Annotated in this window: 24 protein-coding genes; 17 read left to right on the top strand and 7 right to left on the bottom strand. The window is 60.4% G+C overall.

What is annotated here, in order from left to right; all coding sequences use genetic code 11:
• The first annotated feature begins 1 nt into the window (after position 1).
• From I6G83_RS20110 to I6G83_RS20075, 8 genes are all read left to right on the top strand, one after another.
• Positions 2-1,738 carry an FAD-dependent monooxygenase gene (locus I6G83_RS20110; RefSeq protein ID WP_054304797.1) on the top strand — a complete coding sequence of 579 codons (1,737 nt, stop codon included), beginning with the start codon at positions 2-4 and terminating at the stop codon, positions 1,736-1,738.
• Positions 1,739-1,787: 49 nt separating this feature from the next.
• Positions 1,788-2,822 carry an acyl carrier protein gene (locus I6G83_RS20105; RefSeq protein WP_054304796.1) on the top strand — a complete coding sequence of 345 codons (1,035 nt, stop codon included), beginning with the start codon at positions 1,788-1,790 and terminating at the stop codon, positions 2,820-2,822.
• Between the two features lie 7 nt (positions 2,823-2,829).
• Complete coding sequence (locus tag I6G83_RS20100; RefSeq protein WP_072186052.1) at positions 2,830-6,153, top strand: polyketide synthase family protein; 3,324 nt, start codon at positions 2,830-2,832, stop codon at positions 6,151-6,153.
• 11 nt (positions 6,154-6,164) lie between these two features.
• Positions 6,165-6,632 carry an SRPBCC family protein gene (locus tag I6G83_RS20095; protein WP_054304794.1) on the top strand — a complete coding sequence of 156 codons (468 nt, stop codon included), beginning with the start codon at positions 6,165-6,167 and terminating at the stop codon, positions 6,630-6,632.
• 27 nt (positions 6,633-6,659) lie between these two features.
• Positions 6,660-7,343, top strand: coding sequence for an outer membrane protein (locus I6G83_RS20090; RefSeq protein WP_054304793.1), 684 nt, complete (start codon positions 6,660-6,662; stop codon positions 7,341-7,343).
• 201 nt (positions 7,344-7,544) lie between these two features.
• Positions 7,545-8,147: a TetR/AcrR family transcriptional regulator gene (locus tag I6G83_RS20085; RefSeq protein WP_071889315.1), complete on the top strand. Its 603-nt coding sequence runs from the start codon at positions 7,545-7,547 to the stop codon at positions 8,145-8,147.
• Between the two features lie 134 nt (positions 8,148-8,281).
• A complete protein-coding gene (locus I6G83_RS20080; RefSeq protein ID WP_054304791.1) occupies positions 8,282-8,995 on the top strand; it encodes an HPP family protein in 714 nt (237 codons plus the stop codon).
• A 244-nt stretch (positions 8,996-9,239) separates the two neighbouring features.
• Complete coding sequence (locus I6G83_RS20075) at positions 9,240-9,599, top strand: hypothetical protein (protein ID WP_054304789.1); 360 nt, start codon at positions 9,240-9,242, stop codon at positions 9,597-9,599.
• Positions 9,600-9,654: 55 nt separating this feature from the next.
• Here I6G83_RS20075 and cmoB read toward each other — a convergent pair whose 3' ends face one another.
• The 5 genes from cmoB to I6G83_RS20050 all read right to left on the bottom strand — a co-directional run bounded on the left by cmoB (position 9,655) and on the right by I6G83_RS20050 (position 13,433).
• Positions 9,655-10,626, bottom strand: coding sequence for a tRNA 5-methoxyuridine(34)/uridine 5-oxyacetic acid(34) synthase CmoB (gene cmoB, locus I6G83_RS20070; protein ID WP_015672628.1), 972 nt, complete (start codon positions 10,624-10,626; stop codon positions 9,655-9,657).
• Positions 10,623-11,366: a carboxy-S-adenosyl-L-methionine synthase CmoA gene (gene cmoA / locus I6G83_RS20065; RefSeq protein ID WP_054304788.1), complete on the bottom strand. Its 744-nt coding sequence runs from the start codon at positions 11,364-11,366 to the stop codon at positions 10,623-10,625. Before cmoA ends, cmoB begins: the two co-directional genes overlap by 4 nt.
• Before the next feature lie 111 nt (positions 11,367-11,477).
• Positions 11,478-11,873 carry an MAPEG family protein gene (locus I6G83_RS20060; protein ID WP_015672626.1) on the bottom strand — a complete coding sequence of 132 codons (396 nt, stop codon included), beginning with the start codon at positions 11,871-11,873 and terminating at the stop codon, positions 11,478-11,480.
• A 102-nt stretch (positions 11,874-11,975) separates the two neighbouring features.
• Positions 11,976-12,788 (bottom strand): DUF72 domain-containing protein, encoded by an 813-nt coding sequence (locus I6G83_RS20055; RefSeq protein ID WP_054304787.1) that lies wholly within the window; start codon positions 12,786-12,788, stop codon positions 11,976-11,978.
• A 72-nt stretch (positions 12,789-12,860) separates the two neighbouring features.
• Complete coding sequence (locus I6G83_RS20050) at positions 12,861-13,433, bottom strand: hydrolase (protein ID WP_054304786.1); 573 nt, start codon at positions 13,431-13,433, stop codon at positions 12,861-12,863.
• A gap of 191 nt (positions 13,434-13,624) precedes the next feature.
• On the opposite strand from I6G83_RS20050, the gene I6G83_RS20045 reads away from it, so the two are divergent.
• The 7 genes from I6G83_RS20045 to ruvB all read left to right on the top strand — a co-directional run bounded on the left by I6G83_RS20045 (position 13,625) and on the right by ruvB (position 19,297).
• Positions 13,625-13,912, top strand: coding sequence for an FmdB family zinc ribbon protein (locus I6G83_RS20045; protein ID WP_225365585.1), 288 nt, complete (start codon positions 13,625-13,627; stop codon positions 13,910-13,912).
• A gap of 11 nt (positions 13,913-13,923) precedes the next feature.
• Positions 13,924-15,717, top strand: a complete 1,794-nt coding sequence (gene aspS / locus I6G83_RS20040; protein WP_054304785.1) for an aspartate--tRNA ligase — start codon at positions 13,924-13,926, stop codon at positions 15,715-15,717.
• The gene (gene nudB, locus I6G83_RS20035) at positions 15,717-16,163 is read left to right on the top strand and encodes a dihydroneopterin triphosphate diphosphatase (RefSeq protein WP_015672621.1); all 447 of its coding nucleotides are present in this window, start codon (positions 15,717-15,719) and stop codon (positions 16,161-16,163) included. The genes aspS and nudB overlap by 1 nt, the downstream gene beginning before the upstream one ends.
• Before the next feature lie 19 nt (positions 16,164-16,182).
• Entirely contained in the window at positions 16,183-16,926 is a 744-nt protein-coding gene (locus I6G83_RS20030) for a YebC/PmpR family DNA-binding transcriptional regulator (protein WP_015672620.1), read from the top strand.
• A 73-nt stretch (positions 16,927-16,999) separates the two neighbouring features.
• Positions 17,000-17,521, top strand: coding sequence for a crossover junction endodeoxyribonuclease RuvC (ruvC, locus tag I6G83_RS20025; protein ID WP_015672619.1), 522 nt, complete (start codon positions 17,000-17,002; stop codon positions 17,519-17,521).
• Between the two features lie 137 nt (positions 17,522-17,658).
• Positions 17,659-18,273, top strand: coding sequence for a Holliday junction branch migration protein RuvA (gene ruvA, locus I6G83_RS20020; protein ID WP_015672618.1), 615 nt, complete (start codon positions 17,659-17,661; stop codon positions 18,271-18,273).
• Between the two features lie 19 nt (positions 18,274-18,292).
• Positions 18,293-19,297, top strand: a complete 1,005-nt coding sequence (gene ruvB / locus I6G83_RS20015) for a Holliday junction branch migration DNA helicase RuvB (protein ID WP_015672617.1) — start codon at positions 18,293-18,295, stop codon at positions 19,295-19,297.
• A 79-nt stretch (positions 19,298-19,376) separates the two neighbouring features.
• Here the strand turns inward: ruvB and znuB are convergent, their stop codons facing one another.
• Both znuB and znuC read right to left on the bottom strand, forming a co-directional pair.
• Positions 19,377-20,162 carry a zinc ABC transporter permease subunit ZnuB gene (gene znuB / locus I6G83_RS20010; RefSeq protein ID WP_015672616.1) on the bottom strand — a complete coding sequence of 262 codons (786 nt, stop codon included), beginning with the start codon at positions 20,160-20,162 and terminating at the stop codon, positions 19,377-19,379.
• Positions 20,159-20,917: a zinc ABC transporter ATP-binding protein ZnuC gene (gene znuC / locus I6G83_RS20005; RefSeq protein ID WP_054304784.1), complete on the bottom strand. Its 759-nt coding sequence runs from the start codon at positions 20,915-20,917 to the stop codon at positions 20,159-20,161. The genes znuB and znuC overlap by 4 nt, the downstream gene beginning before the upstream one ends.
• A 77-nt stretch (positions 20,918-20,994) precedes the next feature.
• Here znuC and znuA point away from each other — a divergent pair, with 77 nt between their 5' ends.
• The gene (znuA, locus tag I6G83_RS20000) at positions 20,995-21,930 is read left to right on the top strand and encodes a zinc ABC transporter substrate-binding protein ZnuA (protein WP_054304783.1); all 936 of its coding nucleotides are present in this window, start codon (positions 20,995-20,997) and stop codon (positions 21,928-21,930) included.
• A 21-nt stretch (positions 21,931-21,951) separates the two neighbouring features.
• A complete protein-coding gene (gene mepM / locus I6G83_RS19995; protein ID WP_054304782.1) occupies positions 21,952-23,274 on the top strand; it encodes a murein DD-endopeptidase MepM in 1,323 nt (440 codons plus the stop codon).
• Positions 23,275-23,334: the final 60 nt, after the last annotated feature.

The following is a 23,334-nucleotide window of genomic DNA, read 5'->3' as shown; positions in this document are numbered from 1 at the left end:
CATGGAAAAACAGCCTTTACCACATGCTGAACACCCGCAGGTGTTGATCGTCGGCGCCGGGCCGGTTGGCCTGACGTTGGCGATTTTACTCAAGCAGTACGGCGTCCCGTTGCGGATTATCGAAAAGAACGCGGGGCCGTCTACGTCGACCAAAGCCATGGCGATCCACTCCCGCACGCTGGAAGTGTTTCGGGAACTGGGCATTGCGGATCGGGCCGTTGCTCAGGGTTTTGCCATCAAGGCATTTTCGATTCAGGCGAACCAGCGCCGCATTATCAACTACAACTTTTCGCTGTTGGAAGCCGCATGGCCCATGCTGCTGAGTCTGCCGCAGCCGGATGCGGAAAAGCTGATGCTGCAACGGCTGGAAGCGCTCGGGGTCAACGTGGAATGGAACACCACCCTGAACGATATCCGGCAGGAGGCCGACGGCGCCAGCGCGCTGCTTCAGCAGGGGGATGGTGAAGAGCAGTGGGTGTCCTGCCGCTGGCTGTGCGCCTGCGACGGCGCGCGCAGCACGGTGCGGAAAAAGCTTAACCTCAGCTTCGACGGTTCAGCCTATGACTCCTATTTTATGTTGGCCGATGCCGATATTGAATGGGATCAGCGTCGCGATGAAGGGGCCTTCTTCCTGGGCGCTGCGGAAGGGTATGTCGCCATTGCGCCGATTGACGGCAAGGGACGCTACCGGCTGTTCTTTGAAATGCCTCATGCGCTGCCGCCGGAGGGCGAGCGTCCGCAGCTGGATTTGGCAACGTTCCAGTCATTGTGTGACGGTCGCGGCCAGCAGATGACGCTGTCTAACCTGTCATCCACCACGCTGGCGGCCTTTCAGCACCGTCAGGTAACCCAGCTGCGTCACGGCGCCATTTTCTTGCTTGGCGATGCCGCCCATATCGGCAGCCCGATAGGGGGACAATGGATGAACCTCGGGCTGTCAGAGGCTTACAACCTCGGCTGGAAACTGGCCTGGGTGGCGCGCGGCTATGCCGGGCCGCAACTACTGGACAGCTACCACGAAGAGCGTTATCCGGTCGCGCAGGAAGCCGAAAAAACCGCGCATCGACTGACAAAACTGATCACCACCCGCAAACGTCCCCTGGTCTGGCTGCGCAATAACCTGCTGCCGCTGATCTCCGGCCGCAGCAAGGTGCAACGCAAACTACCGTCGCTGATCTCGGGCCATCATTACCACTACTGCGGCAGCCGGTGGGTGCTGAATGAGTTGAAGAAAGGGGAGCGCAACAGCTGGCGTAAAAAGGCGGCGCAACGGGCGCTGCCGGTTGCCGCGCCGCGCGCCGGACAGCTGGCGCCGGACGTGATGCTCTGGGCTGCGCCCGGAACGCAGGCTCAGCCGCTGAGTGAACTGTTCCGTCAGCGCTATCTGCTGCTGATATTCACCGCCGCAGAGGGTGATTCGGCGCTGGTCGCCGGTTGGCAGGCGATGGCGCAGGCGTTGGTCGCCGGCTATCAGGGTATTGCGGCGCGCTGCGTCTCTGACGCGCTGAGCGCGGATGAGCACGATGGCGAACCGCGGCTGATTGCCGATCCGGACTGGCGGCTGCATCGCCGCTATCACGCGGATGCGGGCTGCCTGGTGCTGATTCGCCCGGATGGGTATATCGCCTTCTTGGGCAAGGATGCCGACGCCCTCAGCGACTTCCTGCAGACCACCGCCGCGCTGCGTCAGCAGCATGATGCCGCCGTGACCGACCTATTGGACGATGTGGCGGCGTGAACCGGCCTGAGATGAATCATTTCTTCCGAAACCCGTTGGAAAAGCGCTTATGAAAATGGATATGAACCCGGCAGTTCAGGAGTTTATTGCTGCCAACAGCAGAATTACTCAAAGCTATTTTGCCTTTACCGAAAAAGTGCTGGCTCTGGTGAGCAACAGCCCGAATCAGCAGCAGGTTTTACTGCAGCTGCTGGCGCAGACGGAGAGCGTGACCCAGACGTTTTTAGCCGCGCATCAACAGCTGCTGACGGGAGAGGCGCCGCAGCTACCGGCCGTCACGCCGCCGCTGAACTTCGGCGCAGCGGAAACCCCGGCCGTTTTGCCGGTTCCTGCGCAGCCGGCCGTCGCTCAGGCAGCGGCGGAGGAGAGCCATGAAGCCTGGCTGCGCCGACAGCTGGCGGAGATGACCGGTTTTCCTGCGGCTGACATCGATCTTACCCAGGAATTTGAACAGCTGGGGCTGGATTCGCTCGGTCGGCAGGACGTGCAGGAAGCGCTGCTGCAGCGCTATCCCCGTGCGGGCAAGGCGGCTCTGTTTGACGCGGCGACCCCGGCGGCGTTACTCGCCGGTCTGGGCGAACCGGCTTCGGAGCAACGGGAAACCCCAGCGCCGGCGTTTTGCGCCGAGCAGGTTATGCGGCGCATCGTGGCGGATCTGACCGGCTTTGCGCCCTCTGATATCGATCTTACTTTAACCTTCGATGAGCTGGGGCTGGACTCTCTCGGCCGTCTGGATGTGCTGGAGGCGCTGCAGTCGGAGCGTCCCGAACTGAAGGCTCATGCGCCGCAGTTTACCAATCTGCAAACCCCCGGCGCGATGATCGCATTGCTGGAAGAAAAATTGTCGGCAGAACCTCCGCTGGAGGCTGCGCTGTTGCAGCTGCTGAAAAAGCTCGGCACGGCCAACGACGGCGATATCAATCTCGAAACGCCGTTTGACCGCTATCTGACGGACGGGTTTACGCAATCCTCGGTGTGGGAAAATTTATCGCCGCAGCATGATATTTGCCACTTCGCCGGCGAGGCGCTGATGTCCCGACGCAACGCCGGCGAGGCGTTGGCGCTGTTAAATAGACTGGGGTAAGCCGCACATGAGCCATGACTTTACGGCATCCGGCACCGCGTCTCCCGCTTATTGTTTCAGCGCGATGGCGGGTGAGTTTCCGGGCGCGGCCTCGGTTGAGGATTTATGGACGCTGCTGACGCAGGGGGAAAGCGCGCCGTTACGTTCGCTGCTGCCGCACTGGCAGGTTGATGCCGACGCGGTGTTGGCCGAACGGCCCGGCACGCGTAACCGGGTCTATCTGGATCAGGCCTTTACCCTGGATGAACCGGCCGGCGCCGCGTCGCGTCAGGCGGGGATTGGCCTGCGCGTGTTGCAGCGGTTGCTGCAAGAGCCGGGGCTGATGCCGGAGCGGTTGGCGCGGGGCCGTACCGGGCTGATTCTGGCCACCTCCTGGAGCGATGAGAGCTATTTTCTGACGGAAAACGGCCTGGCGCCCGGCGAGCAGGTGCGCCTGATGGCCGATCGGCTGCAGCTCGGCGGGCCGGCTTTCACGGTTGATACCGCCTGCAGCTCATTCCCTTATGCGCTGGAAATGGCGCAGGGCGTGATCAACAGCGGGCAGGCCGACAGCGTGGTGGTGATGGCGATCAATACCGTCCTGCCGCTGGCGCTCTATTTAGGCTTTTCACAGCTGACGGCGTTTTCCGGCGATGCGCGCCTGCGCGCCTTTGGCGCGGAGGCCAACGGCATTGTTCCGGCGGAGTGCGCCTGCGCGTTTCTGTTGGAGCCGCTGGGCCAGGCGCAGGCGGCCGGGCGCGATCCCCTCGGGCTGCTGACGGCGGTCGGGCTGTCGTCTGACGGTGCGGAAGGCTCGGTCTTTTCACCCGGTCAGCAGGCGCAGCTTACGGCCTACCGGCGCGCATGGCAGGGGTTGGATCCCGCCAGCGTGGATTATCTGGAGACGCACGGCACCGCGACGCCGCTGGGGGACGCCACCGAGCTGGCGTCGCTCGGGCAGTTCTTCACCGCGGATAACCCACGCCAGACGCCGCTGACGATCGGCTCGATCAAGGCCGCCGTGGGGCATACGCTGGCTGCCGCCGGCGGGCCTTCGCTGGCGAAAGCATTGTTGATGCTGCGCCATCAGCAGATCCCTCCGCAGCCCGGCTATACGCCGGATCCGCGCGTAACCTCCGGCTTGTTGCGTCTGGCAACGGCCGACGCCAGCGGCCCGGCAAACTTACGGCGGCTGGCGGTTTCCAGCTTTGGCTTCGGCGGCGCCAACGCCCATATGATTATCGACCGCGTCGGCGCGGAACACGCCGTGCGGCGCCAGGCGGCGCGGCAGGTTGGTTATATTACGCTGAACCTGTCCGTTCTGGATGCTGATGCGGCATTGGGCGGTGCATTCAGTCTGGCGGAGTTCCAGCAGAAACTGCAGCAGCCGGCAGTCTGCCGGCCTTTCCCCGCCGGACGTCTGGCGGCCAATGCTGCGCAGCCGCTGGCCGAGGGGCACTATCTGGCGACGGACTGCGTGATTGATACCCATGGCTATGCCATGGGGCCGAAGGCGTTGGACCACGTTGATCCTTTTAAACTGTTGGTGACGGCATTAACCGGCCGCATCGTTGCCCGTCACCCGACGCTGGCAAACAGTGCCGATACTGCAATGATGATGTGCTGCAACCTGGGGGGCGAGAGTTTTGCCAATGCCTATGCGCGCAGCGAATTCTTCCGCTCGCAGCAGGGGGAGGCGCCCGATGTGACGGTCGCAGATGTGGCGACCATGCTGCCTTCCATGCTGTCAGGCTATGCGGCAAAAATTTTTGATTTGCGCGGTTGCCATCAAACCCTGGCCGGCGAGGCGGGGCTGCTGTGGCAGACGCTGCTGACCCTGCCGCATTGGTTTGAGCGCGGCCTGCAACAGGTGCTGTTGGGGGCCGGGCGCTATATCAGCAGCCACAGCGAGCTGCGTCACTGTCAGCAGGCTCAGCCGCGGCAGGGGGAAGCGGCCGCCATCATGCTGCTGAAACCGTGGCGGCAGGGGGATGATGCCCTGGTGGTGCTACGCGGCGCCGTGCTGGCGACGCATGCTGATGACTTGTCGGCGGCGTGCCGGATGGCGGGGATGGAGCCGCAGCAAATTTCTCAGACCACGGTATGCGAGCTGGATGCCGCCGGCCAGACGCAAACGCAGCCTCTGCACCAGCATTGCGGCTGGCTGGCGGAAGCCAGCGGTATCGAATATCTGTTACAGCAGATCGTAACGCTGGATAAATACGGCGTGATTGAAGTGCGTCGCCAGGGCAAACCGTGGCTATGGCTGTTCAGTGAACGCATGCGGGCCTGGTCAGCGCCGCAGGAGCAAGGGCGGCAGCGGCTGCCTTATACCCTGCGTTTCGCCCACCCGACGGCGGCAGCCGTTGAACCATTGCCAGCCGCCGCGCCGGTGCCGGCGCCGACGGCCGAGTCGCTCAGCGGGCTGGCGTTGCTCAATAAACAGGTGACCGATACGCTGCTGGCAGGGCTGCACGCGCGGCGTACCATCATGCAGACGTTGCTCAACACGCGCAGGCGCGGCGTTTCCCGCCACCATGTTATCAGCGATGCGGGTCAGAACGCGGACGGCTGGCAGGCGACGCTGCGGGTGAATGAACAACACCCTTATTTCTTTGATCATCCGCTGGATCACGTGCCGGGCATTTTACTGATCGCCGGCGGCCTGCAGCTGGTGGAGCTGGCCGGCATCGTCAATGCGGGGCAGTTTATTAATGACATGCACGTGCGCTTTCTGCGCTATGTCGATAAAACCGCCCCCGTCAGCCTGTCGGTGAACGGGCAGCAAGGCGGGGAGTGGACCATCGTCATCAGACAACGGGCGCACATCGCCTGCCGTATTACGTTTACGCTGAAGACGGCCGCCTGCCCGCCGCCGATGGGGGCTATCCGGGCGGTAGCGCCTTGTCGGCGGGCCGACCTGCTGCATAAGCACCGGCCGGAAAACGTGCTGGTGGGCGAGCTGTTCAAAGAACAGGAGCACTATTCAGTGCTGACGACCGCGCTGCCCGACGGGCATTTCTTTACCTATGGCGATGAGAAAAACCTGTCGATGGTCTATTTTCTGGAGATTGCCCGCCAGTGCTACATGCAAATTGCCCACGATGTGATGCGGGTCCCGCTGGGGGTACCGATGAACCTGGTGACGCTGCATTTTTCCCTGAATAACGCGATACCGCGCCAGCGCACGCTGTGCGTGGCGGCGGAGCATGCGCAATTGCCGGCGGGCGGTTATGGCCGCACTAACCTTATCAACCTGTCGCTGCGGATGGGAACGCAGCGATTAGGGGAAGCCCGGATCGTCGCGCAGGCGTTGGAAAAGCATGACGTGGCCGATCCGGCATCGACCTGAGGACAACACCAATGAATACCTTAACGTTTAGCGTCGACGTCGCGGCTCCGGCCGACGTTATTTGGGCGATTTGGGCCGATCTGGAAGCATCGCCGCAGTGGGACACGGATGTGGTGAGCTGCCGTCTGGAAGGGGCGTTTGCCCCGGGCACCCGCGGGCTGTGCAAATTAAAGAACGGGCTGCGCATGTCGATTGTGTTGGAGGAGATAGACGTGGGGCGCCGCTGGCGTAACGCCGCCCGGCTGCTGGGCGCCACGCTGCGTTTTGATCATCAGGTAGAGGCGCTCACGCCTGCCACCTGCCGCGTGACCCACCGGGGCGATGTCAGCCAGGTTAATCCCTGGCTGTGGCGCAAAGTGATGCAGGCGCTGTTACGCCCGGCGTTGAACAACGCATTGCGTAATCTGGCTCACCTGGCCGAGCAACGCGCACAAGAGGCGCCATCGATATTGCCGGCATCCGCCGTGCGAGAGCAGTAATAATGTTAACAACGGAAGAGTGAGAAAATGAAAATACGGAGCCTGTTGTGGTTGAGTATGTTGGGCGTCTGGAATGCGGCGCAGGCGGCTGAAACCGGCCCCTATATTGGGCTGGAAGGCGGGGTTAACTGGGCATCCTCGCAATACCTTCGCCAGCAGCAACTCGATTTTGTCCAAATGAACTTTAAAAAGCCGCTGGACAGCGGCTATGTCTATGGCGGCCTTGTGGGATGGCGTTTTCTGTCGGGCGTGCGTACGGAACTGGAGCTTAACTACCGCAAAAATACCCTGAGCAGTTTCAGTCAACGCTATTATGAGGGGAACAGCAGCGCTGCCGGGCGCGGCAGCGAAGCCTTTACCGGCGCGTTTGCCAACGTTTGGTATGATATTCCCTGGCGTCTGCACATTACCGACAACGCCGTCCTGCGGCCTTACGTTGGCGGCGGGATGGGGTACGGACGCCTGACTATTAAAGGGCTGGCCGCGGAGGGCGTGCACTTCGGGCAAACGCATAATGATGACGTGGCCGCCTGGCAGCTCGGGGGCGGCCTTATCGCCCAGATTGGCGACGATTACAGCGTTTCACTGGATTATCGCTATCTGCGAACCGCATCGGCGAATTACGGTCTGATTGAGGGGCTGCCGCCGCAGGATGTTATTACCCACTACCGGGCCGAGTCGCTGATGCTGGGGCTGCACTACAACTTCTGATATCGTTCGGAATATTCGCAGCCCATTAAAAAGCCATCGTAAAGATGGCTTTATTATTTTGTGTAATCAAATTGTTAGAGCCGTATCTTCCGGGCATTTATGGCGGATTCCTTACGTCCTTTGGTTAAATTCCTATATAATCGGTCGCAGATTGCGTGAATGCAGTGAAGTATTTTTATTTGCCAGGAGTCCATCAGCATCATGAAAAAACGCCTCAACCGTGAAGAAAGCCAACAGGCGACCCGGGAAAAACTGCTGACGACCGCCACCGAGCTGATTGTGGCCCGCGGGGTGCATGCCAACAGTATTAATACCATTGCGGAAGAAGCGGGCTTTTCCAAAGGGGCGTTTTTTTCTAATTTCGCCAGCAAAAATGCGCTGCTGCTGGAAGTAATGCAGCGCTTTAAGCAGCGCGAGATCGCACAATTACAGCAGGTGCTGACGGCCGATCTGGATGATGATGCGCTCGATCGGGCGCTGGCGCAGTATATCGCCGAGCTGAAAAACAACCGCGACTGCGCCGTGATGGACGTAGAGCTACAGCTGCTGGCCCTGCGCGACCGGGAGTTTGCCGAGGCGTATCTGGCGCTGCACCATGAAAATGCGCATATTTTTGGTGAGCTGATCGCTTTTATTTTCCGTCATGCGGGCAAAGCGCCGCCTCAACCGGCCGAACAGATGGCGACCCTGTTTATCGCTATGATTGAAGGCCTGATCCTGCAGCAGCATGCCGATCCGGGCAGCCAGGTGGCGCTGGTGCTGGAGGCGCTGATTCAGACGGCGCCGCCGCTGGCCTCGCCCTAGACCATTGGCTTATCTTGCATGGCTTAAAAACCCGGCTTTTAGCCGGGTTTTTTTATGCTGTATAAACACTTAACTAAGATTTTTCCTGTGATATATTCCTGCCGCAACGTTAATTTTTTACATTATTAGGCAATATGATTAACCCGATAGTCACGCAGTTGAAAATAGGGTGCGCGCGTTTGTGGCCGCATCCGTTAGCCGCAGGGAATAAAGAGATCGCACTCGCCAGCCTTGGCGCCGGCCTGGGGCTGATGGTCGCCGGCTGGGTCAGCCACTGGATGCTGGGCAGCGTCAATTTATGGTTTGTCGCGCCGATGGGCGCCTCGGCGGTGCTGCTGTTTGCCGTGCCGGCCAGCCCGCTGGCGCAGCCGTGGTCGATTGTCGGCGGCAACCTGGTGGCGGCGCTGATTGGCGTCAGCTGCGGCAAGCTGATCGGCGATCCGGGCCTGGCCTGCGGCGTGGCGGCCTGTCTGGCGATCGGCGTGATGTTTAAGCTGCGCTGCCTGCATCCGCCGAGCGGGGCGGTGGCGCTGACGGCGATCCTCGGCGGCGAGGGGGTGAAACAGCTGGGCTATGCGTTTGTCTGGTCGCCGGTGCTGCTCAATTCCGTGCTGATGGCGCTGCTGGCGATAGTGTTTAATAACCTGCTGGGCCGACGCTACCCGCATGCGTTAGCGCCCGCCGAGGTTAAGCCGCAGCCGGCGCCGCTTGAGGTGCCGATTAGCCGCGCCGATCTGCACCAGGCGCTGCTGGACGGCGAGTTTCTGGATATTGACGAAGACGACCTGCAGGCGCTGCTGCAGCGTGCGGAACAGCTGGCGCAGCAGCGTCATCGCACCGGCGCTTGATGCCCCCTAAAATGCCCGGCGACCGCCGGGCATTGATTGACCTTCCTGCCGCGTGCGCGGCGATATGTTTCCCCGCCTTTAAATCGCGTTTTTTTCACCGTTATTACCGGCCGGTAGGGTATTTTTCGCCGGCGTCGTCGGCTGGTGCGCCACACAACGGCAATGAGTTTATAACCATTAAATTTTTGTGGATATTGGTGGTGCAGCAAGTGCTGCGAACAATTAATCACAAGGAGTTTTAGTTATGAAATTTATTCCGGGTTCAGTTCTCCATGGCCTGATTGCCGCTAAAATTGGCGAAACCGTTGCGGGCAACTATGTAAAGCTGCAGGAGGGATGGAGTGTCGACGGTGTGCAAAATCAAGCCGATGGCTCTGTTAAGATGGCTGTGTTCTATTCCATATTATTTTTAGATTTGGCAGAGCAGAAGTATTATTCCATCATGCAGGTAGGTACGGTGTTGTCAAAGGACCAGTATGGACACACTTTGGTTGTTCAGCAGCCTTTTAAATCTTTACGACCGGACTCTACCATGGATGTCCTCGACTCATGGCCGGTTAATGTTCCCTATCCAACGTTCCAGGCGGAAAGGGCTCATGGCTGATTTTTGTCGGTAATCAACCCTGCATGGCCGGGCCATGCAGGGTTTTCCGACGGCGTTACGGCTTTCTCGCCACCAGCACGGCGCGGCGCGGCGCCGGGTAGCCTTCCCGGGTTTTCGTCGGATCGTCGGGGTCGAGGAAGTCGGCCAGCGATTCGCTGGTCATCCAGCCGGTGCGGCGCTGCTCCTCTAGGCTGGTGACGCAGACGTCGGCCACCTTCACATCGACAAAGCCGCATTTTTCCAGCCAGCCCTTCAGCGCTTCGGTGGACGGGATAAAGTAAACGTTACGCATCTGCGCGTAGCGGTCGCCCGGCACCAGCACCTGATGGCGATCGCCTTCCACCACCAGCGTTTCCAGCACCAGTTCGCCTTCGCGCACCAGCTGATTTTTCAGCTGATACAGGTGATCCAGCGGCGAGCGGCGGTGGTACAGCACGCCCATCGAGAACACGGTGTCGAAGGCCGCCAGCTCCGGCAGCTGTTCAATACCGAGCGGCAGCAGATGCGCGCGCTGGTCGCCGCCCAGCAGCTTGCGTACCGCCTCAAACTGGCACAGGAACAGCTGCATCGGGTCGATGCCCACCACAAACTGCGCGCCGGCGCCGACCATCCGCCACATGTGGTAGCCGCTGCCGCAGCCGACGTCGAGCACGGTACGGCCCGCCAGCGGCGAGATATGCGGCAGCACGCGGTCCCACTTCCAGTCGGAGTGCCATTCGGTGTCGATATCAATGCCGTACAGGGAAAACGGCCCTTTACGCCACGGCATCAGCGTGCGCAGCATGGTTTCAATGCCTTCCAGCCGGCCGGCGGACAGCGGCTGCTGCATGTCGGCCTGCACGCCGTGCAGCAGGTCAAGCCGATCCGGCGTCAGCAGCGGCAGGTGTTCCACCGCGTTAAACCACTGCTTGAATTTGCCGTGCAGCGATTCGCGCTGCCAGGCGCTGAGCTGCGCGGGCAGGGTGTCCAGCCAGTGGCTGAGCGGACTTTTGGCTATCTGCTGATAAAAATCGCCGAACTCGATCATGCGCTTTCTCCCGCTTTCAGGGCGATCAGCGAGCCGAAGTTAAAGCACTGGAACCACACTTCCGCGTGTTCAAAGCCGGCCTGCTGCAGGCGCGCCTTATGGGCTTCAACCGAGTCGGTCAGCATCACATGCTCCAGCATGCTGCGCTTCTGGCTGATCTCCAGTTCGCTGTAGCCGTTGGCGCGCTTGAAGTCGTGATGCATATTGAACAGCAGTTCGCCGACCGGCGCGTCCTCAAAGCTGAATTTCTCCGACAGCACCAGCGCGCCGCCCGGGCGCAGGCCGCGGTAAACCTGCTGCAGCAGGCGCAGGCGATCGGCCGGCTCGAGAAATTGCAGGGTGAAGTTCAGCACCACCATGGAGGCGTTTTCGATATTGATATCGAGGATATCGGCCTCAATCACCTCGACCGGCGTATCGGCGCGGAAGGCGTCGATATGGCGCCGGCAGCGCTCGACCATCGCCGGCGAGTTGTCCACCGCAATGATTTTGCAGTCCGCCACGCTGATATTCCGCCGCATCGACAGCGTGGCCGCGCCCAGCGAGCACCCCAGATCGTAGACCTGGCTGTTTGGCTGCACAAAGCGCTCCGCCAGCATGCCGATCATGGAAATAATATTGGAGTAACCGGGCACGGAGCGCTGGATCATGTCGGGGAACACTTCGGCAACGCGTTCATCAAAGGTCCAGTCGCCCAGTTTGTCGATGGGGGCGGAAAACAGAGTATCGCGGTTTGGCATAGCGGCAAAAAATCAGGTCAGAATTCGAAGGGGCGTATTCTAACAGATATCGCCGGCAGAGATCACATTATCGATGTGGAAACAGGCGGCGTCGCCGCCTGGAAAGGGGGATCAGTGCAGCGTGAAGATCAGCTCCCAGGGCAGATAGTAGGTATTCGCCAGCACCATCAACACCAGAGAGATATAGGTAGCGATCATGCCTGAGGCGCGCCAGCGGGCTTCGCGGTTGCGCAGGCCATAGAAATGCACCAGACGTCCGGCGATCAGCAGCAGGCCGCTGAGGTGGATCAGCCATACTTCCGCGCCGTTCATTTCCATCAGCACCAGCAGCACGGCGGCGATAGGAATATATTCCACGGCGTTGCCGTGCACGCGGATGGCGGTCTGCAGTTCGTAAAAGCCGCCGTCGCCGTAGGCGACGCGGTACTGCATCCTGAGTTTGACTACGTCGTAAGAGAGTTTAATTAACAACAATGCGCCGAGCACCACATAGAGCGCGCTTACCATTTTGAACTCCATTCCCTAACCAAAAACTGGCCCCTGCATAATAGCCGCCATTTGTACGGCTGTCGCGGAGAAAAATCTGATGTAATTCGCCAGATTAATTGGTTAAAACAGTGAGTCTTGCTCGGGCCAGTCGGGCGCGGCCGGTAGCGACGGGAGCTTTTCCCGCAGACGCTGCCAGATTTTTTGCGCCTGCTGCGGAGAGTCGCCGTTATCCGGAGTATGAATAAACAGATAGGGCGTATGCTGCTGCCAGTCCGCCAGTTTATGTTGCCAGGCGTTGAACCAGCGCAGGTTGTCGTCCAGCACGTCGCCGCCGATAAAGCGCACCAGCGGATTGGCGGCGGTCACCAGAGCGTGCACCGGCAGCTTCGGCTTTTTTTGCTGGGCGTCGCGCACCGCCGCGCTGTGCGGTGCGGCGTGGTGCACCGGCCGGCTGTCGAGGATCACCCGGTTAATGCCGCGCTGGTGCAGCCCTTGATTCAGCAGACGCTCTTCCTCCCCTTTGGCGAAAAAGGCGGGGTGGCGCACTTCGACGCCGTAGGTGAATGCGCCGGGCAGGGCGTCGAAAAACGTCCACAGCGCCGGCAGCTCCGCCGGGCCAAACGCCGCCGGCAGCTGCAGCCACAGCTGGCCGATACGCTGCTCCAGCGGCGCCAGACACTGGAAAAACGTCTGTACGTCGGCGTCGCAGTGGCGCAGCGCCGCCTTGTGGCTGATCTCAGCGGGAAATTTAAAGCAGAAGCGGAAATCGTCGTGGGTCATCGCGCGCCAGCGCTGTACGATCTCCGCTTTCGGCAGGGCATAAAAGGTGGTGTTGCCCTCGACGCAGTTAAAATAGCGGCTGTAGTCCGCCAGGTCCCGCAGTCCGATGCGGTTCCAGGCGGGGTGGTGCCATTGCGGTAATCCGATATACATCCGTTCCTTCGCCAGTTACCGGCTGCCCGGCGGGCAGCGCAAAAATAGAAAGCGTCTACGTTAACCCGTCGCTTACAGCGCGGCAAGAATTTCGCTGGTGCTGCGTACGCGCGCCAGGCGCGGGAAGATATACTTGAAGGCGAACTGGTGCATGTCCGCGTTCGGCGCGCTGCACATATCTTCGGCGACCACCAGTTCGAAGCCGCGCTCCCAGGCGTCGCGCGCGGTGGATTCCACGCCGATATTGGTGGCGATGCCGCCGAGCACGATGCTTTTGATGCCGCGGCGGCGCAGCTGCAGCTCCAGATCGGTGCCGTAAAACGCGCCCCATTGGCGTTTGGTGACCAGAATATCGTTGTCGCTGACCGCCAGCGTTTCCGGGAAGGTCCACCAGTTAGCGGGCAGGCCGCCGACCGGCGGCGGAGACGGTTGATCAACCGGCTGCTTCAGCGCTTCGTCGAAGCCAGCCGACCAGCCGACGCGCACCAGAATCACCGGCGCGCCAAGGGCGCGGAAGCGTCCCGCCAGATGGGCGGCGTGGGTGACCACCTGTTCAGCGCTGTGCGGGCCGCCGGCAAACGGCAAAATGCCCTGTTGCAGGTCAATCAGCACCAGCGCGGTGGTTGAGGTATCAAGTTTCAGCATGGCGTTGCCTCATTAGGAAAGGGGATGGGAGCGGCGTTGCCGCATTCACACGTAAACTTAGGCTACGTGAACATTTGCGCCGCTGTTAACGGGAAATTTGTTAATCAATGTGTGGTTCGGACAAAAAGGCATCATTTAGTCGCAGAACAATACGCGCTTCGCACTTATCGGGCGGATGAATTTCCTTTATAATGGCCGCCTTTTTTCAACTCTCTTTAATCCAACGACCTATGCCGATTTACGAATATGCATGTGGTGCTTGCAATCATCGATTAGAGAAATTGCAGAAATTTTCCGATGCGCCGTTGACCGACTGTCCGGCGTGTGGGCAGCCTGCGTTGACAAAATTGATCTCCGCGGCCGGATTCCAGCTGAAAGGCACCGGCTGGTACGCGACTGATTTTAAACCGGGCAACAAGAGTTCATCAGATAACAGCGGCGCCCAGGGCAACACGTCCGGCGCGGCATCGGCTGAGTAAAAGGATAGCGTATGCGTACTGAATATTGCGGGCAGTTGAATCTGTCCCACGTGGGCCAGGAAGTGACTTTGTGCGGCTGGGTAAACCGTCGCCGCGATTTGGGTGGCCTGATCTTTATCGATATGCGCGATCGCGAAGGCATCGTGCAGGTGTTCTTCGATCCGGATAAAAAAGCGGCGTTCGACAAGGCGTTCGAACTGCGCAACGAATTCTGTATCCAGATCGTCGGCACCGTACGTGCGCGTCCAGACAGCCAGATCAATAAAGATATGGCCACCGGCGAAGTAGAAGTGTTCGCCCATGCGCTCGAGATTATCAACCGTTCCGAGCCGCTGCCGCTGGACGCCAACCAGACCAACAGCGAAGAAGCGCGTCTGAAGTACCGCTACCTGGATCTGCGTCGTCCGGAGATGGCCGACCGCCTGAAAACCCGCGCCAAGATCACCAGCTTTGTCCGCCGCTTTATGGACGACCACGGCTTCCTGGATATTGAAACGCCGATGCTGACCAAAGCGACGCCGGAAGGCGCGCGTGACTATCTGGTGCCGAGCCGCGTGCATAAAGGCAAGTTTTACGCGCTGCCGCAGTCGCCGCAGCTGTTCAAACAGCTGCTGATGATGTCCGGCTTTGACCGTTACTACCAGATCGTCAAATGCTTCCGCGACGAAGACCTGCGCGCCGACCGTCAGCCTGAATTTACCCAGATCGACGTCGAAACCTCCTTTATGAGCGCCGAGCAAGTGCGCGCCGTGATGGAGCAGCTGGTGCGCGAGCTGTGGCAGGATGTGAAGGGCGTGGATCTGGGCGATTTCCCAATCATGACCTTTGCCGAAGCGATGCGTCGCTACGGTTCCGATAAGCCGGACCTGCGTAACCCGCTGGAGCTGACGGACGTGGCCGATCTGGTGAAAGACGTCGAGTTTAAAGTGTTCTCCGGCCCGGCCAACGACGCCAAAGGGCGCGTGGCGGCCATCCGCGTACCGGGCGGCGCGCAGCTGACCCGTAAGCAGATCGACGAATACGGCGCATTTGTTAACATCTACGGCGCCAAAGGGCTGGCGTGGCTGAAAGTGAATGACCGCGCCGCGGGGATGGATGGGGTACAAAGCCCGATCGCCAAATTCCTCAGCGCCGAGGTGCTGGAAGCGATGCTGGCGCGCACCGACGCGCAAAGCGGCGATATTCTGTTCTTCGGCGCCGACAGCGGCAAAATCGTCACCGATGCGATGGGCGCGCTGCGTCTGAAGCTGGGCCGCGATCTGCAGCTGACCAAGCTGGACGCCTGGGCGCCGCTGTGGGTGGTTGACTTCCCGATGTTCGAAGAAGACGGCGAAGGCGGCCTGGCGGCGATGCACCATCCGTTCACCGCGCCGCGCGACACCTCGCCGGAAGCGCTGGCGCAGGCGCCGACCGATGCTATCGCCAACGCCTACGACATGGTGCTGAACGGCTACGAAGTGGGCGGCGGCTCGGTGCGTATTCACCGCAGCGAAATGCAGCAGACGGTGTTCGGCATTCTGGGCATCGACGAACACGAACAGCGTGAGAAATTCGGCTTCCTGCTGGATGCGCTGAAGTACGGTACGCCGCCGCACGCCGGTCTGGCCTTCGGCCTGGACCGCCTGGTGATGCTGCTGACCGGCACGGAAAATATCCGCGACGTGATCGCCTTCCCGAAAACCACCGCGGCCGCCTGTCTGATGACCGACGCCCCGAGCTTCGCCAACCCGGCGGCGCTGCAGGAGCTGTCCATCAGCGTGGTGAAAAAGGGCGCGGCGGACGACGCCAACTCAGAGAACGCGTGATGAACTATAAACGCCCCGAGTCGGTTCTGGTGGTGATTTATGCGCGTTCCAGCGGCCGGGTGCTAATGTTACAGCGGCGGGACGATACCGAATTCTGGCAGTCGGTGACCGGCAGCCTGGAGGCGGATGAATCGCCGCTGCATGCCGCGCAGCGTGAGATCAAAGAAGAAGTCGGCATCGACGTGTTGGCGGAGAATCTGCCGCTGTTCGATTGCCAGCGCTGCGTGGAGTTTGAACTCTTTGTCCACTTGCGACATCGCTATGCGCCGGGAACCACGCGCAATAAAGAGCACTGGTTCTGTCTGGCGTTGCCCGCAGAGCGCGATCCGGTGATTACCGAGCATCACGCTTACCAATGGCTTGAGGCGGCGGACGCCGTCAAACTGACCAAGTCGTGGAGCAACCAGCAGGCGATTGAAGAGTTTGTGATTAATTCAGTCCAGTAGTTTTTTTTGGAGATTTTTTATGGCAGGTCATAGTAAGTGGGCCAACACAAAACACCGTAAAGCGGCGCAAGACGCCAAACGCGGTAAGATTTTCACCAAAATTATTCGTGAACTGGTCACGGCGGCCAAGCTGGGCGGCGGCGATCCTGATTCCAACCCGCGCCTGCGCGCGGCGATGGACAAAGCGCTGTCCAACAACATGACGCGCGACACCATGAACCGCGCCATTGCCCGCGGCGTCGGCGGTGAAGACGACAGCAACATGGAAACCATCATCTATGAAGGTTATGGTCCGGGCGGCACCGCCATCATGATCGACTGTCTGAGCGACAACCGTAACCGCACCGTGGCGGAAGTGCGCCACGCCTTCACCAAGTGCGGCGGCAACCTCGGCACCGACGGTTCCGTCGCCTACCTGTTCACCAAAAAAGGCGTGATCACCTTTGCGCCGGGTCTGGATGAAGACAGCGTGATGGAAGCGGCGCTGGAAGCCGGCGCGGAAGATATCGTGACCTACGACGACGGCGCCATCGACGTGTTCACCGCGTGGGAAAACCTGGGTGAAGTCAAAGACGCGCTGGCGAGCGCCGGCTTTACCGCCGAGGCGGCGGAAGTGTCGATGATCCCGTCGACCAAGGCCGATATGGATGCGGAAACCGCGCCGAAGCTGCTGCGTCTGATCGATATGCTGGAAGACTGCGACGACGTGCAGGAGGTTTACCACAACGGTGAGATCTCCGACGAGGTGGCGGCTACGCTGTAATGCGTGGTCAATCTGGCGCTGTGGCAACGCAGCGCCTGACGCCGTGGACGGGCAAGACGGAGCGGACGATATAATGGCGATTATCCTTGGTATCGACCCCGGCTCGCGCATTACCGGCTACGGCCTGATTCGCCAGCAGGGGCGCCAGCTGTCGTATATCGCCAGCGGCTGCATCCGTACCGTGGTGGACGATATGCCGACGCGGCTGAAACTGATTTACGCCGGCGTCAGCGAGATCATTACGCAGTTCCAGCCGGATTTCTTCGCCATCGAACAGGTGTTTATGGCCAAGAACCCGGACTCGGCGCTCAAGCTGGGGCAGGCGCGCGGCGTGGCGATCGTCGCTGCGGTCAACCAGAATCTCGAAGTGTTTGAGTACGCCGCCCGTCAGGTTAAGCAGACGGTGGTCGGCACCGGCGCGGCGGAGAAGGCGCAGGTGCAGCACATGGTGCGTTCACTGCTCAAGCTTTCCGCCAGCCCGCAGGCGGACGCCGCCGATGCGCTGGCGATTGCCATCACCCACTGCCATCTCAGCCAGAACGTGCTGCGGATGAGCGAAGGGCGCTTAAGCATGGCGCGCGGGCGTTTAAAATAAGCGTTATCAGGCTGCGGAGGGATAACGGGCGGATAACGACGGGCTGGATATTCATCCAGCCTTTTTTATGTTATAAGCTTAGCAGCATGGCATGGCATGGCCGCGGGCCGTGAACAAGAATTGAAGCTGGAGGGTAAATGATAGGTCGTCTCAGAGGGAATATCCTGGAAAAACAGCCGCCGCTGGTGTTGCTGGAAGCGAACGGCGTCGGTTATGAAGTGCATATGCCGATGACCTGCTTCTACGAACTGCCGGAGCTGGGGCAGGAAGCGATCGTATTTACCCATTTTGTGGTGCGTGAAGACGCGCAGCTGCTGTATGGTTTTAACGATAAGCAGGAGCGCGCGCTGTTCCGCGAGCTGATCAAGGTTAACGGCGTGGGGCCGAAGCTGGCGCTGGCGATCCTGTCCGGCATGTCGGCGCAGCAGTTTGTCACCACGGTAGAGCGTGAGGAAATCACCGCGCTGGTGAAATTGCCGGGCGTGGGTAAAAAGACCGCCGAGCGTCTGGTGGTGGAAATGAAAGATCGCTTTAAAGGGCTGAACGGCGACCTGTTCGCCAACAGCAGCGAAATCAACCTGCCGGCCCGCGCCGGCAAGGCGTCCGAAGCGGATATCGAAGCCGAGGCCGCTGCGGCGCTGGTGGCGCTGGGGTACAAGCCGCAGGAGGCCAGCCGCATGGTCAGCAAGGTCGCCAAGCCGGGCGCCGATTGCGAAACCCTGATCCGCGACGCGCTGCGTGCGGCCCTGTAACTGCCGGTAAGGATAAAACATGATTGAAGCCGACCGCCTGATCTCAGCCGAGCCGATCACGGAAGAAGAGGTGATCGACCGCGCCATCCGTCCCAAAATGCTGGCGGAGTACGTGGGGCAACCGCACGTGCGCGAGCAGATGGAAATCTTTATTCAGGCGGCCAGGCTGCGGGGCGACGCGCTCGATCACCTGCTGATTTTCGGGCCGCCGGGGCTGGGTAAAACCACGCTGGCTAACATCGTCGCCAACGAGATGGGCGTCAACCTGCGCACCACCTCCGGCCCCGTGTTGGAGAAGGCCGGTGACCTGGCGGCGATGCTCACCAACCTTGAACCGCACGACGTGCTGTTTATCGATGAGATTCACCGTCTGTCGCCGGCGGTGGAAGAGGTGCTGTATCCGGCAATGGAAGACTATCAGCTGGATATCATGATCGGCGAAGGGCCGGCGGCGCGCTCGATTAAAATCGATCTGCCGCCGTTCACCCTGGTGGGCGCCACTACCCGCGCCGGCTCGCTGACCTCGCCGCTGCGCGACCGCTTCGGCATTGTCCAGCGGCTGGAGTTTTACCAGGTTGCCGATCTGGAGCATATCGTGTCGCGCAGCGCCAGCTGCCTGGGGCTGACGCTGTCGCCCGACGGCGCGCATGAGGTGGCGCGCCGTGCGCGCGGCACCCCGCGTATCGCCAACCGCCTGTTGCGCCGGGTGCGCGACTTTGCCGAGGTGCGCGCCGACGGCCAGATGACCGGCGAGGTGGCGGCGCAGGCGCTGAATATGCTGAATGTGGATGCGGAAGGGTTCGACTATATGGACCGTAAGCTGTTGCTGGCGATTATCGATAAGTTCACCGGCGGGCCGGTGGGGCTGGATAACCTGGCGGCGGCGATTGGCGAAGAGCGTGAAACGATCGAAGACGTGATTGAGCCGTTCCTGATCCAGCAGGGCTTTATCCAACGCACGCCGCGCGGACGCATGGCGACCAACCACGCCTATAAGCATTTTGGTATTGAGCGCGAAGAGTAAGCCTGCGGACGAACCGGCGGAAAACAGAAAACAAAAGGGTCGCATTAAGCGACCCTTTTTACTGATTGCGCGGCGGTGATTACGCCTGTTGCTTTTTAGCCAGGCTGAAAACAAACAGCATGGCGGCGCACAGCACCACCGACGGGCCGGCCGGCGTATCGTAAAACGCCGAGAAGGTCAGGCCGCCGGTTACCGCCAGCATGCCGATCAGCACGGCGATGCCCGCCATCTGCTCCGGCGTGCGGGCAAAGCGGCGCGCGGTGGCGGCCGGAATAATCAACAGCGAAGTGATAATCAGCGCGCCGACAAATTTCATCGCCAGACCGATGGTCAGCGCGGTCACCATCATCAGCACGATGCGCGTGCGCGCCAGATTCACGCCGTCAACGTGCGCCATCTCCGGGCTGATGGTCATCGACAGCAGATTACGCCACTGCCAGTAGAGCACCAGCAGCACGATCGCCACGCCGACGGCAATCATCATGATGTCATCCGTGGTGACCGACAGCAGATCGCCAAACAGGTAGGCCATCAGGTCGACGCGTACATCGGACATCAGCGCCACCACCACCAGGCCGAGCGACAGCGCGCTGTGCGCCATAATGCCCAGCAGGGTATCAAGCGAGAGCTGCGGACGCCGCTCCAGCCACACCAGCAGCAGCGCCAGCAACAGGGTCACGGCGATAACCGCATAGAACGGATTAATATCCAGCAGCAGGCCGAAGGCGACGCCCAGCAGGGAGGCGTGTGCCAGCGTATCGCCGAAATAGGACATACGGCGCCAGACGACAAATGAGCCCAGCGGCCCGGCGGCGGCGGCCAGCAGAATACCGGCCAGCCAGCCCGGTAATAACAGTTCGATCATGCGTCACGACTCCCGGTTTTCTTCAATACGATACGTCCCTTTAAATCGTGACGGTGGTTATGGTGGTGGCGGTAAATGGCCAGCTGCTCTGCGCCGCGGTTGCCGAACATGGCGATAAACTCAGGGTGCGTCGACACCACTTCCGGCGTGCCGGAACAGCAGATATGCTGGTTCAGGCACAGCACCTCATCGGTTTTCGCCATCACCAGATGCAGATCGTGGGAAACCATCAGCACGGCGCAGTCCAGCTCATGACGCAGTTGATCGATCAGATCGTACAGCGCCAGCTGGCCGTTGACGTCGACGCCCTGCGTCGGCTCATCCAGCACCAGCAGCTGCGGGCGGTTTAACAGCGCCCGGGCCAGCAGTACGCGCTGGGTTTCGCCGCCGGACAGCTTTTGCATCGGCTGCTCCAGCAGGTGCGCCGCCTGTACCCGTTTGAGCGCCGGCAGAATATCCGCCTTTTTGACCTCGGGCTTGAGGCGCATAAACCGGCTGACCGTCAGGGGCAGGGTGGCGTCCAGGTGCAGCTTTTGCGGCACATAGCCGATGCGCAGGCCCGGCTGACGCTCAATGTCGCCTTTGGTCGGCGCAATCAGCCCCAGCACCACCCGCACCAGCGTAGACTTACCCGCACCGTTCGGCCCCAGCAGCGTCAGGATGCGGCCGGGTTGCAGGCTGAGAGACACGTTCGACAGCACGTTGCGGTTGCCGAACGAGACGGAGATATTTTTTAACGTTGTCAGTGTAGACATTTCCGATTACATCTTGCAGAACTTACCGAATGTTATAATATCACGCTTCGCTGACAAACACGACGGGATAACACACGATGATACAGAAAAAAAAATGGCTGCAGCGCGCGCTGCTGGCAAGCACCCTGATGATGGCCGGCAGTGCGACGGCGGCGGTGGTAACATCGATCCGGCCGCTGGGGTTTATTGCCTCCGCCATCGCCGATGGCGTAACGGAAACCGAAGTTTTACTGCCGAACGGCGCGTCGCCGCATGATTTCGCGCTGCGTCCTTCTGACCTGCGGCGCCTGCGCTCGGCCGACCTGGTGGTGTGGGTCGGCCCGGATTTAGAGGCGTTTCTCAGCAAGCCGCTGCAGCCGATTGACGCGCAAAAGCAGCTGTCCGTCGCCGCGCTGCCGGCGGTGAAGCCGCTGCTGCAAAAAGATGCCGAAGGGGGGCACGACCATGAAGGCCACGGCGACGAGCATCAGCACGAGCACGATCATGGGCACCATCACGGCGAATATAATATGCACCTCTGGCTGTCGCCGGAAATGGCAAAAGTGACTGCGATCGCGATTCATGACAGATTGTTGGAACTTATGCCGCAAAATAAAGACAAACTAGACGCGAACCTGCGTCAATTCGAGAATCTGCTGACGCAAACTGACAAAAATGTTGGTAAGATGCTTACGCCTGTGCAAGGTAAGGGATATTTTGTTTTTCATGACGCTTACGGCTATTTCGAAAAACACTACGGTTTGAGCCCACTGGGCCATTTTACCGTTAACCCTGAGATCCAGCCTGGAGCACAGCGCTTACACCAAATTCGAACACAGTTGGTTGAGCAGAAAGCAGTATGCGTTTTTGCTGAGCCACAATTCAGGCCGGCCGTAATCAATGCCGTTGCCAAGGGTACCAAGGTGCGTTCCGGAACGCTGGACCCGTTGGGTAGCGGCATCGCATTGGGGAAGGACAGCTACGGGAACTTCCTGACAGCGCTGTCAAACCAATACGTGAGCTGCCTGAAGTAAAGCTTATGAGGATATCCAAGAGTGCAGCAGATAGTCCGAACTATCGCTCTGGCGTATAACAACCTGCCACGGCCCCACCGCGTCATGCTGGGGTCGCTGACAGTCGTCACACTGGCCGTCGCCGTCTGGCGGCCTTTTGTTTATCACCCAGACCATAATCCCATCGTTAAAAACGTCGAGTTAGAATCCAGCCAGTTACATTCGCTGCTGCCTGAGGCCAGCGAACCCATCGATATCGATCAACCCACCCCGGATGATGACATCCCGCAGGATGAGCTGGACCAAAAGGTCGCCGGCGAGGAAGGGGTGCATGAATACGTGGTCTCTACCGGCGATACTCTGAGCAGCATTCTGACGCAGTACGGCATCGACATGTCGGACGTCACGCTGCTGGCCTCGCAAAACCGCGACCTGCGTAATTTGAAGATTGGTCAGCAGCTTTCCTGGACGGTGAACGATACCGGCGATCTGCAAACGCTGACCTGGGAAGTTTCCCGCCGCGAAACCCGCACCTATGAGCGCGTTGGCAATAATTTCAAATCCAGCGAGGAAACTCAGGAAGGCGAGTGGAGCAACAAGGTCATCAGCGGCCGGTTGAACGGCAGCTTTGTCGCCAGCGCTTCCGCCGCCGGGCTGAGCCGCTCTGAAATCAGCGCGGTGACCAAGGCGCTGCAGTGGCAGCTGGACTTCCGCAAGCTGCGCAAAGGCGACCAGTTTGCGGTGCTGATGTCGCGCGAGCACTTTGAGGGCAAGCGTGAGCAGAGCCAACTGCTGGGCGTACGTATGCGCACCGGCGGTAAAAACTACTATGCGATTCGCGCCGAGGACGGCAAGTTCTACGATCGTCAGGGTTCCGGCCTGGCGCGCGGCTTTATGCGTTTCCCGACCATCAAGCAGTTCCGCATCTCCTCCAACTTTAACCCGCGCCGCGTTAACCCGGTCACCGGGCGAATTGCGCCGCATAAAGGCGTCGATTTTGCCATGCCGGTCGGCACGCCGGTGCTGGCGGTGGGCGATGGCGAAGTGGTTATCGCCAAGCGCAGCGGCGCGGCGGGCAACTATGTGGCGATCCGCCACGGTCGCCAATACACCACGCGCTATATGCACCTGAAGAAACTGCTGGTGAAGCCGGGACAGAAAGTGAAACGCGGCGATCGCATCGCGCTTTCCGGCAACACCGGACGTTCCACCGGGCCGCACCTGCATTATGAATTCTGGGTTGGCCAGCAGGCGGTTAACCCGCTGACGGCGAAACTGCCGCGTTCCGAAGGCCTGAGCGGTAAAGATCGCCGCGAATATCTGGCGCAGGTAAAAGAAGTGGTGCCGCAGTTGCAGCTGGACTAAGCCTGTCGTCACGCGTTATTTATTGGCCCGATCCGCGATCGGGCCTTTCCCGTATCTGGC

It is taken from the genome of Serratia rubidaea (assembly GCF_016026735.1).
In the GTDB taxonomy this organism is placed as follows: domain Bacteria; phylum Pseudomonadota; class Gammaproteobacteria; order Enterobacterales; family Enterobacteriaceae; genus Serratia_B; species Serratia_B rubidaea.
Note: the sequence above shows the minus strand (reverse complement) of the source record. Positions and strands in the feature narration are given on the sequence as shown.

Excerpts from the sequence above, each read along its gene's own strand:
- I6G83_RS20060 (WP_015672626.1), bottom strand. The coding sequence starts at position 11,873 with ATGGTAAGCGCGCTCTATGTGGTGCTCGGCGCATTGTTGTTAATTAAA.
- I6G83_RS20030 (WP_015672620.1), top strand. The coding sequence starts at position 16,183 with ATGGCAGGTCATAGTAAGTGGGCCAACACAAAACACCGTAAAGCGGCG.
- ruvA (WP_015672618.1), top strand. The coding sequence starts at position 17,659 with ATGATAGGTCGTCTCAGAGGGAATATCCTGGAAAAACAGCCGCCGCTG.
- I6G83_RS20085 (WP_071889315.1), top strand. The coding sequence starts at position 7,545 with ATGAAAAAACGCCTCAACCGTGAAGAAAGCCAACAGGCGACCCGGGAA.
- cmoA (WP_054304788.1), bottom strand. The coding sequence starts at position 11,366 with ATGCCAAACCGCGATACTCTGTTTTCCGCCCCCATCGACAAACTGGGC.
- I6G83_RS20045 (WP_225365585.1), top strand. The coding sequence starts at position 13,625 with ATGGCCGCCTTTTTTCAACTCTCTTTAATCCAACGACCTATGCCGATT.
- I6G83_RS20075 (WP_054304789.1), top strand. The coding sequence starts at position 9,240 with ATGAAATTTATTCCGGGTTCAGTTCTCCATGGCCTGATTGCCGCTAAA.
- cmoB (WP_015672628.1), bottom strand. The coding sequence starts at position 10,626 with ATGATCGAGTTCGGCGATTTTTATCAGCAGATAGCCAAAAGTCCGCTC.
- I6G83_RS20100 (WP_072186052.1), top strand. The coding sequence starts at position 2,830 with ATGAGCCATGACTTTACGGCATCCGGCACCGCGTCTCCCGCTTATTGT.
- I6G83_RS20095 (WP_054304794.1), top strand. The coding sequence starts at position 6,165 with ATGAATACCTTAACGTTTAGCGTCGACGTCGCGGCTCCGGCCGACGTT.
- I6G83_RS20090 (WP_054304793.1), top strand. The coding sequence starts at position 6,660 with ATGAAAATACGGAGCCTGTTGTGGTTGAGTATGTTGGGCGTCTGGAAT.
- I6G83_RS20055 (WP_054304787.1), bottom strand. The coding sequence starts at position 12,788 with ATGTATATCGGATTACCGCAATGGCACCACCCCGCCTGGAACCGCATC.
- I6G83_RS20080 (WP_054304791.1), top strand. The coding sequence starts at position 8,282 with ATGATTAACCCGATAGTCACGCAGTTGAAAATAGGGTGCGCGCGTTTG.
- znuA (WP_054304783.1), top strand. The coding sequence starts at position 20,995 with ATGATACAGAAAAAAAAATGGCTGCAGCGCGCGCTGCTGGCAAGCACC.
- I6G83_RS20105 (WP_054304796.1), top strand. The coding sequence starts at position 1,788 with ATGAAAATGGATATGAACCCGGCAGTTCAGGAGTTTATTGCTGCCAAC.
- aspS (WP_054304785.1), top strand. The coding sequence starts at position 13,924 with ATGCGTACTGAATATTGCGGGCAGTTGAATCTGTCCCACGTGGGCCAG.
- ruvC (WP_015672619.1), top strand. The coding sequence starts at position 17,000 with ATGGCGATTATCCTTGGTATCGACCCCGGCTCGCGCATTACCGGCTAC.
- nudB (WP_015672621.1), top strand. The coding sequence starts at position 15,717 with ATGAACTATAAACGCCCCGAGTCGGTTCTGGTGGTGATTTATGCGCGT.
- znuC (WP_054304784.1), bottom strand. The coding sequence starts at position 20,917 with ATGTCTACACTGACAACGTTAAAAAATATCTCCGTCTCGTTCGGCAAC.
- ruvB (WP_015672617.1), top strand. The coding sequence starts at position 18,293 with ATGATTGAAGCCGACCGCCTGATCTCAGCCGAGCCGATCACGGAAGAA.
- I6G83_RS20050 (WP_054304786.1), bottom strand. The coding sequence starts at position 13,433 with ATGCTGAAACTTGATACCTCAACCACCGCGCTGGTGCTGATTGACCTG.
- znuB (WP_015672616.1), bottom strand. The coding sequence starts at position 20,162 with ATGATCGAACTGTTATTACCGGGCTGGCTGGCCGGTATTCTGCTGGCC.
- I6G83_RS20110 (WP_054304797.1), top strand. The coding sequence starts at position 2 with ATGGAAAAACAGCCTTTACCACATGCTGAACACCCGCAGGTGTTGATC.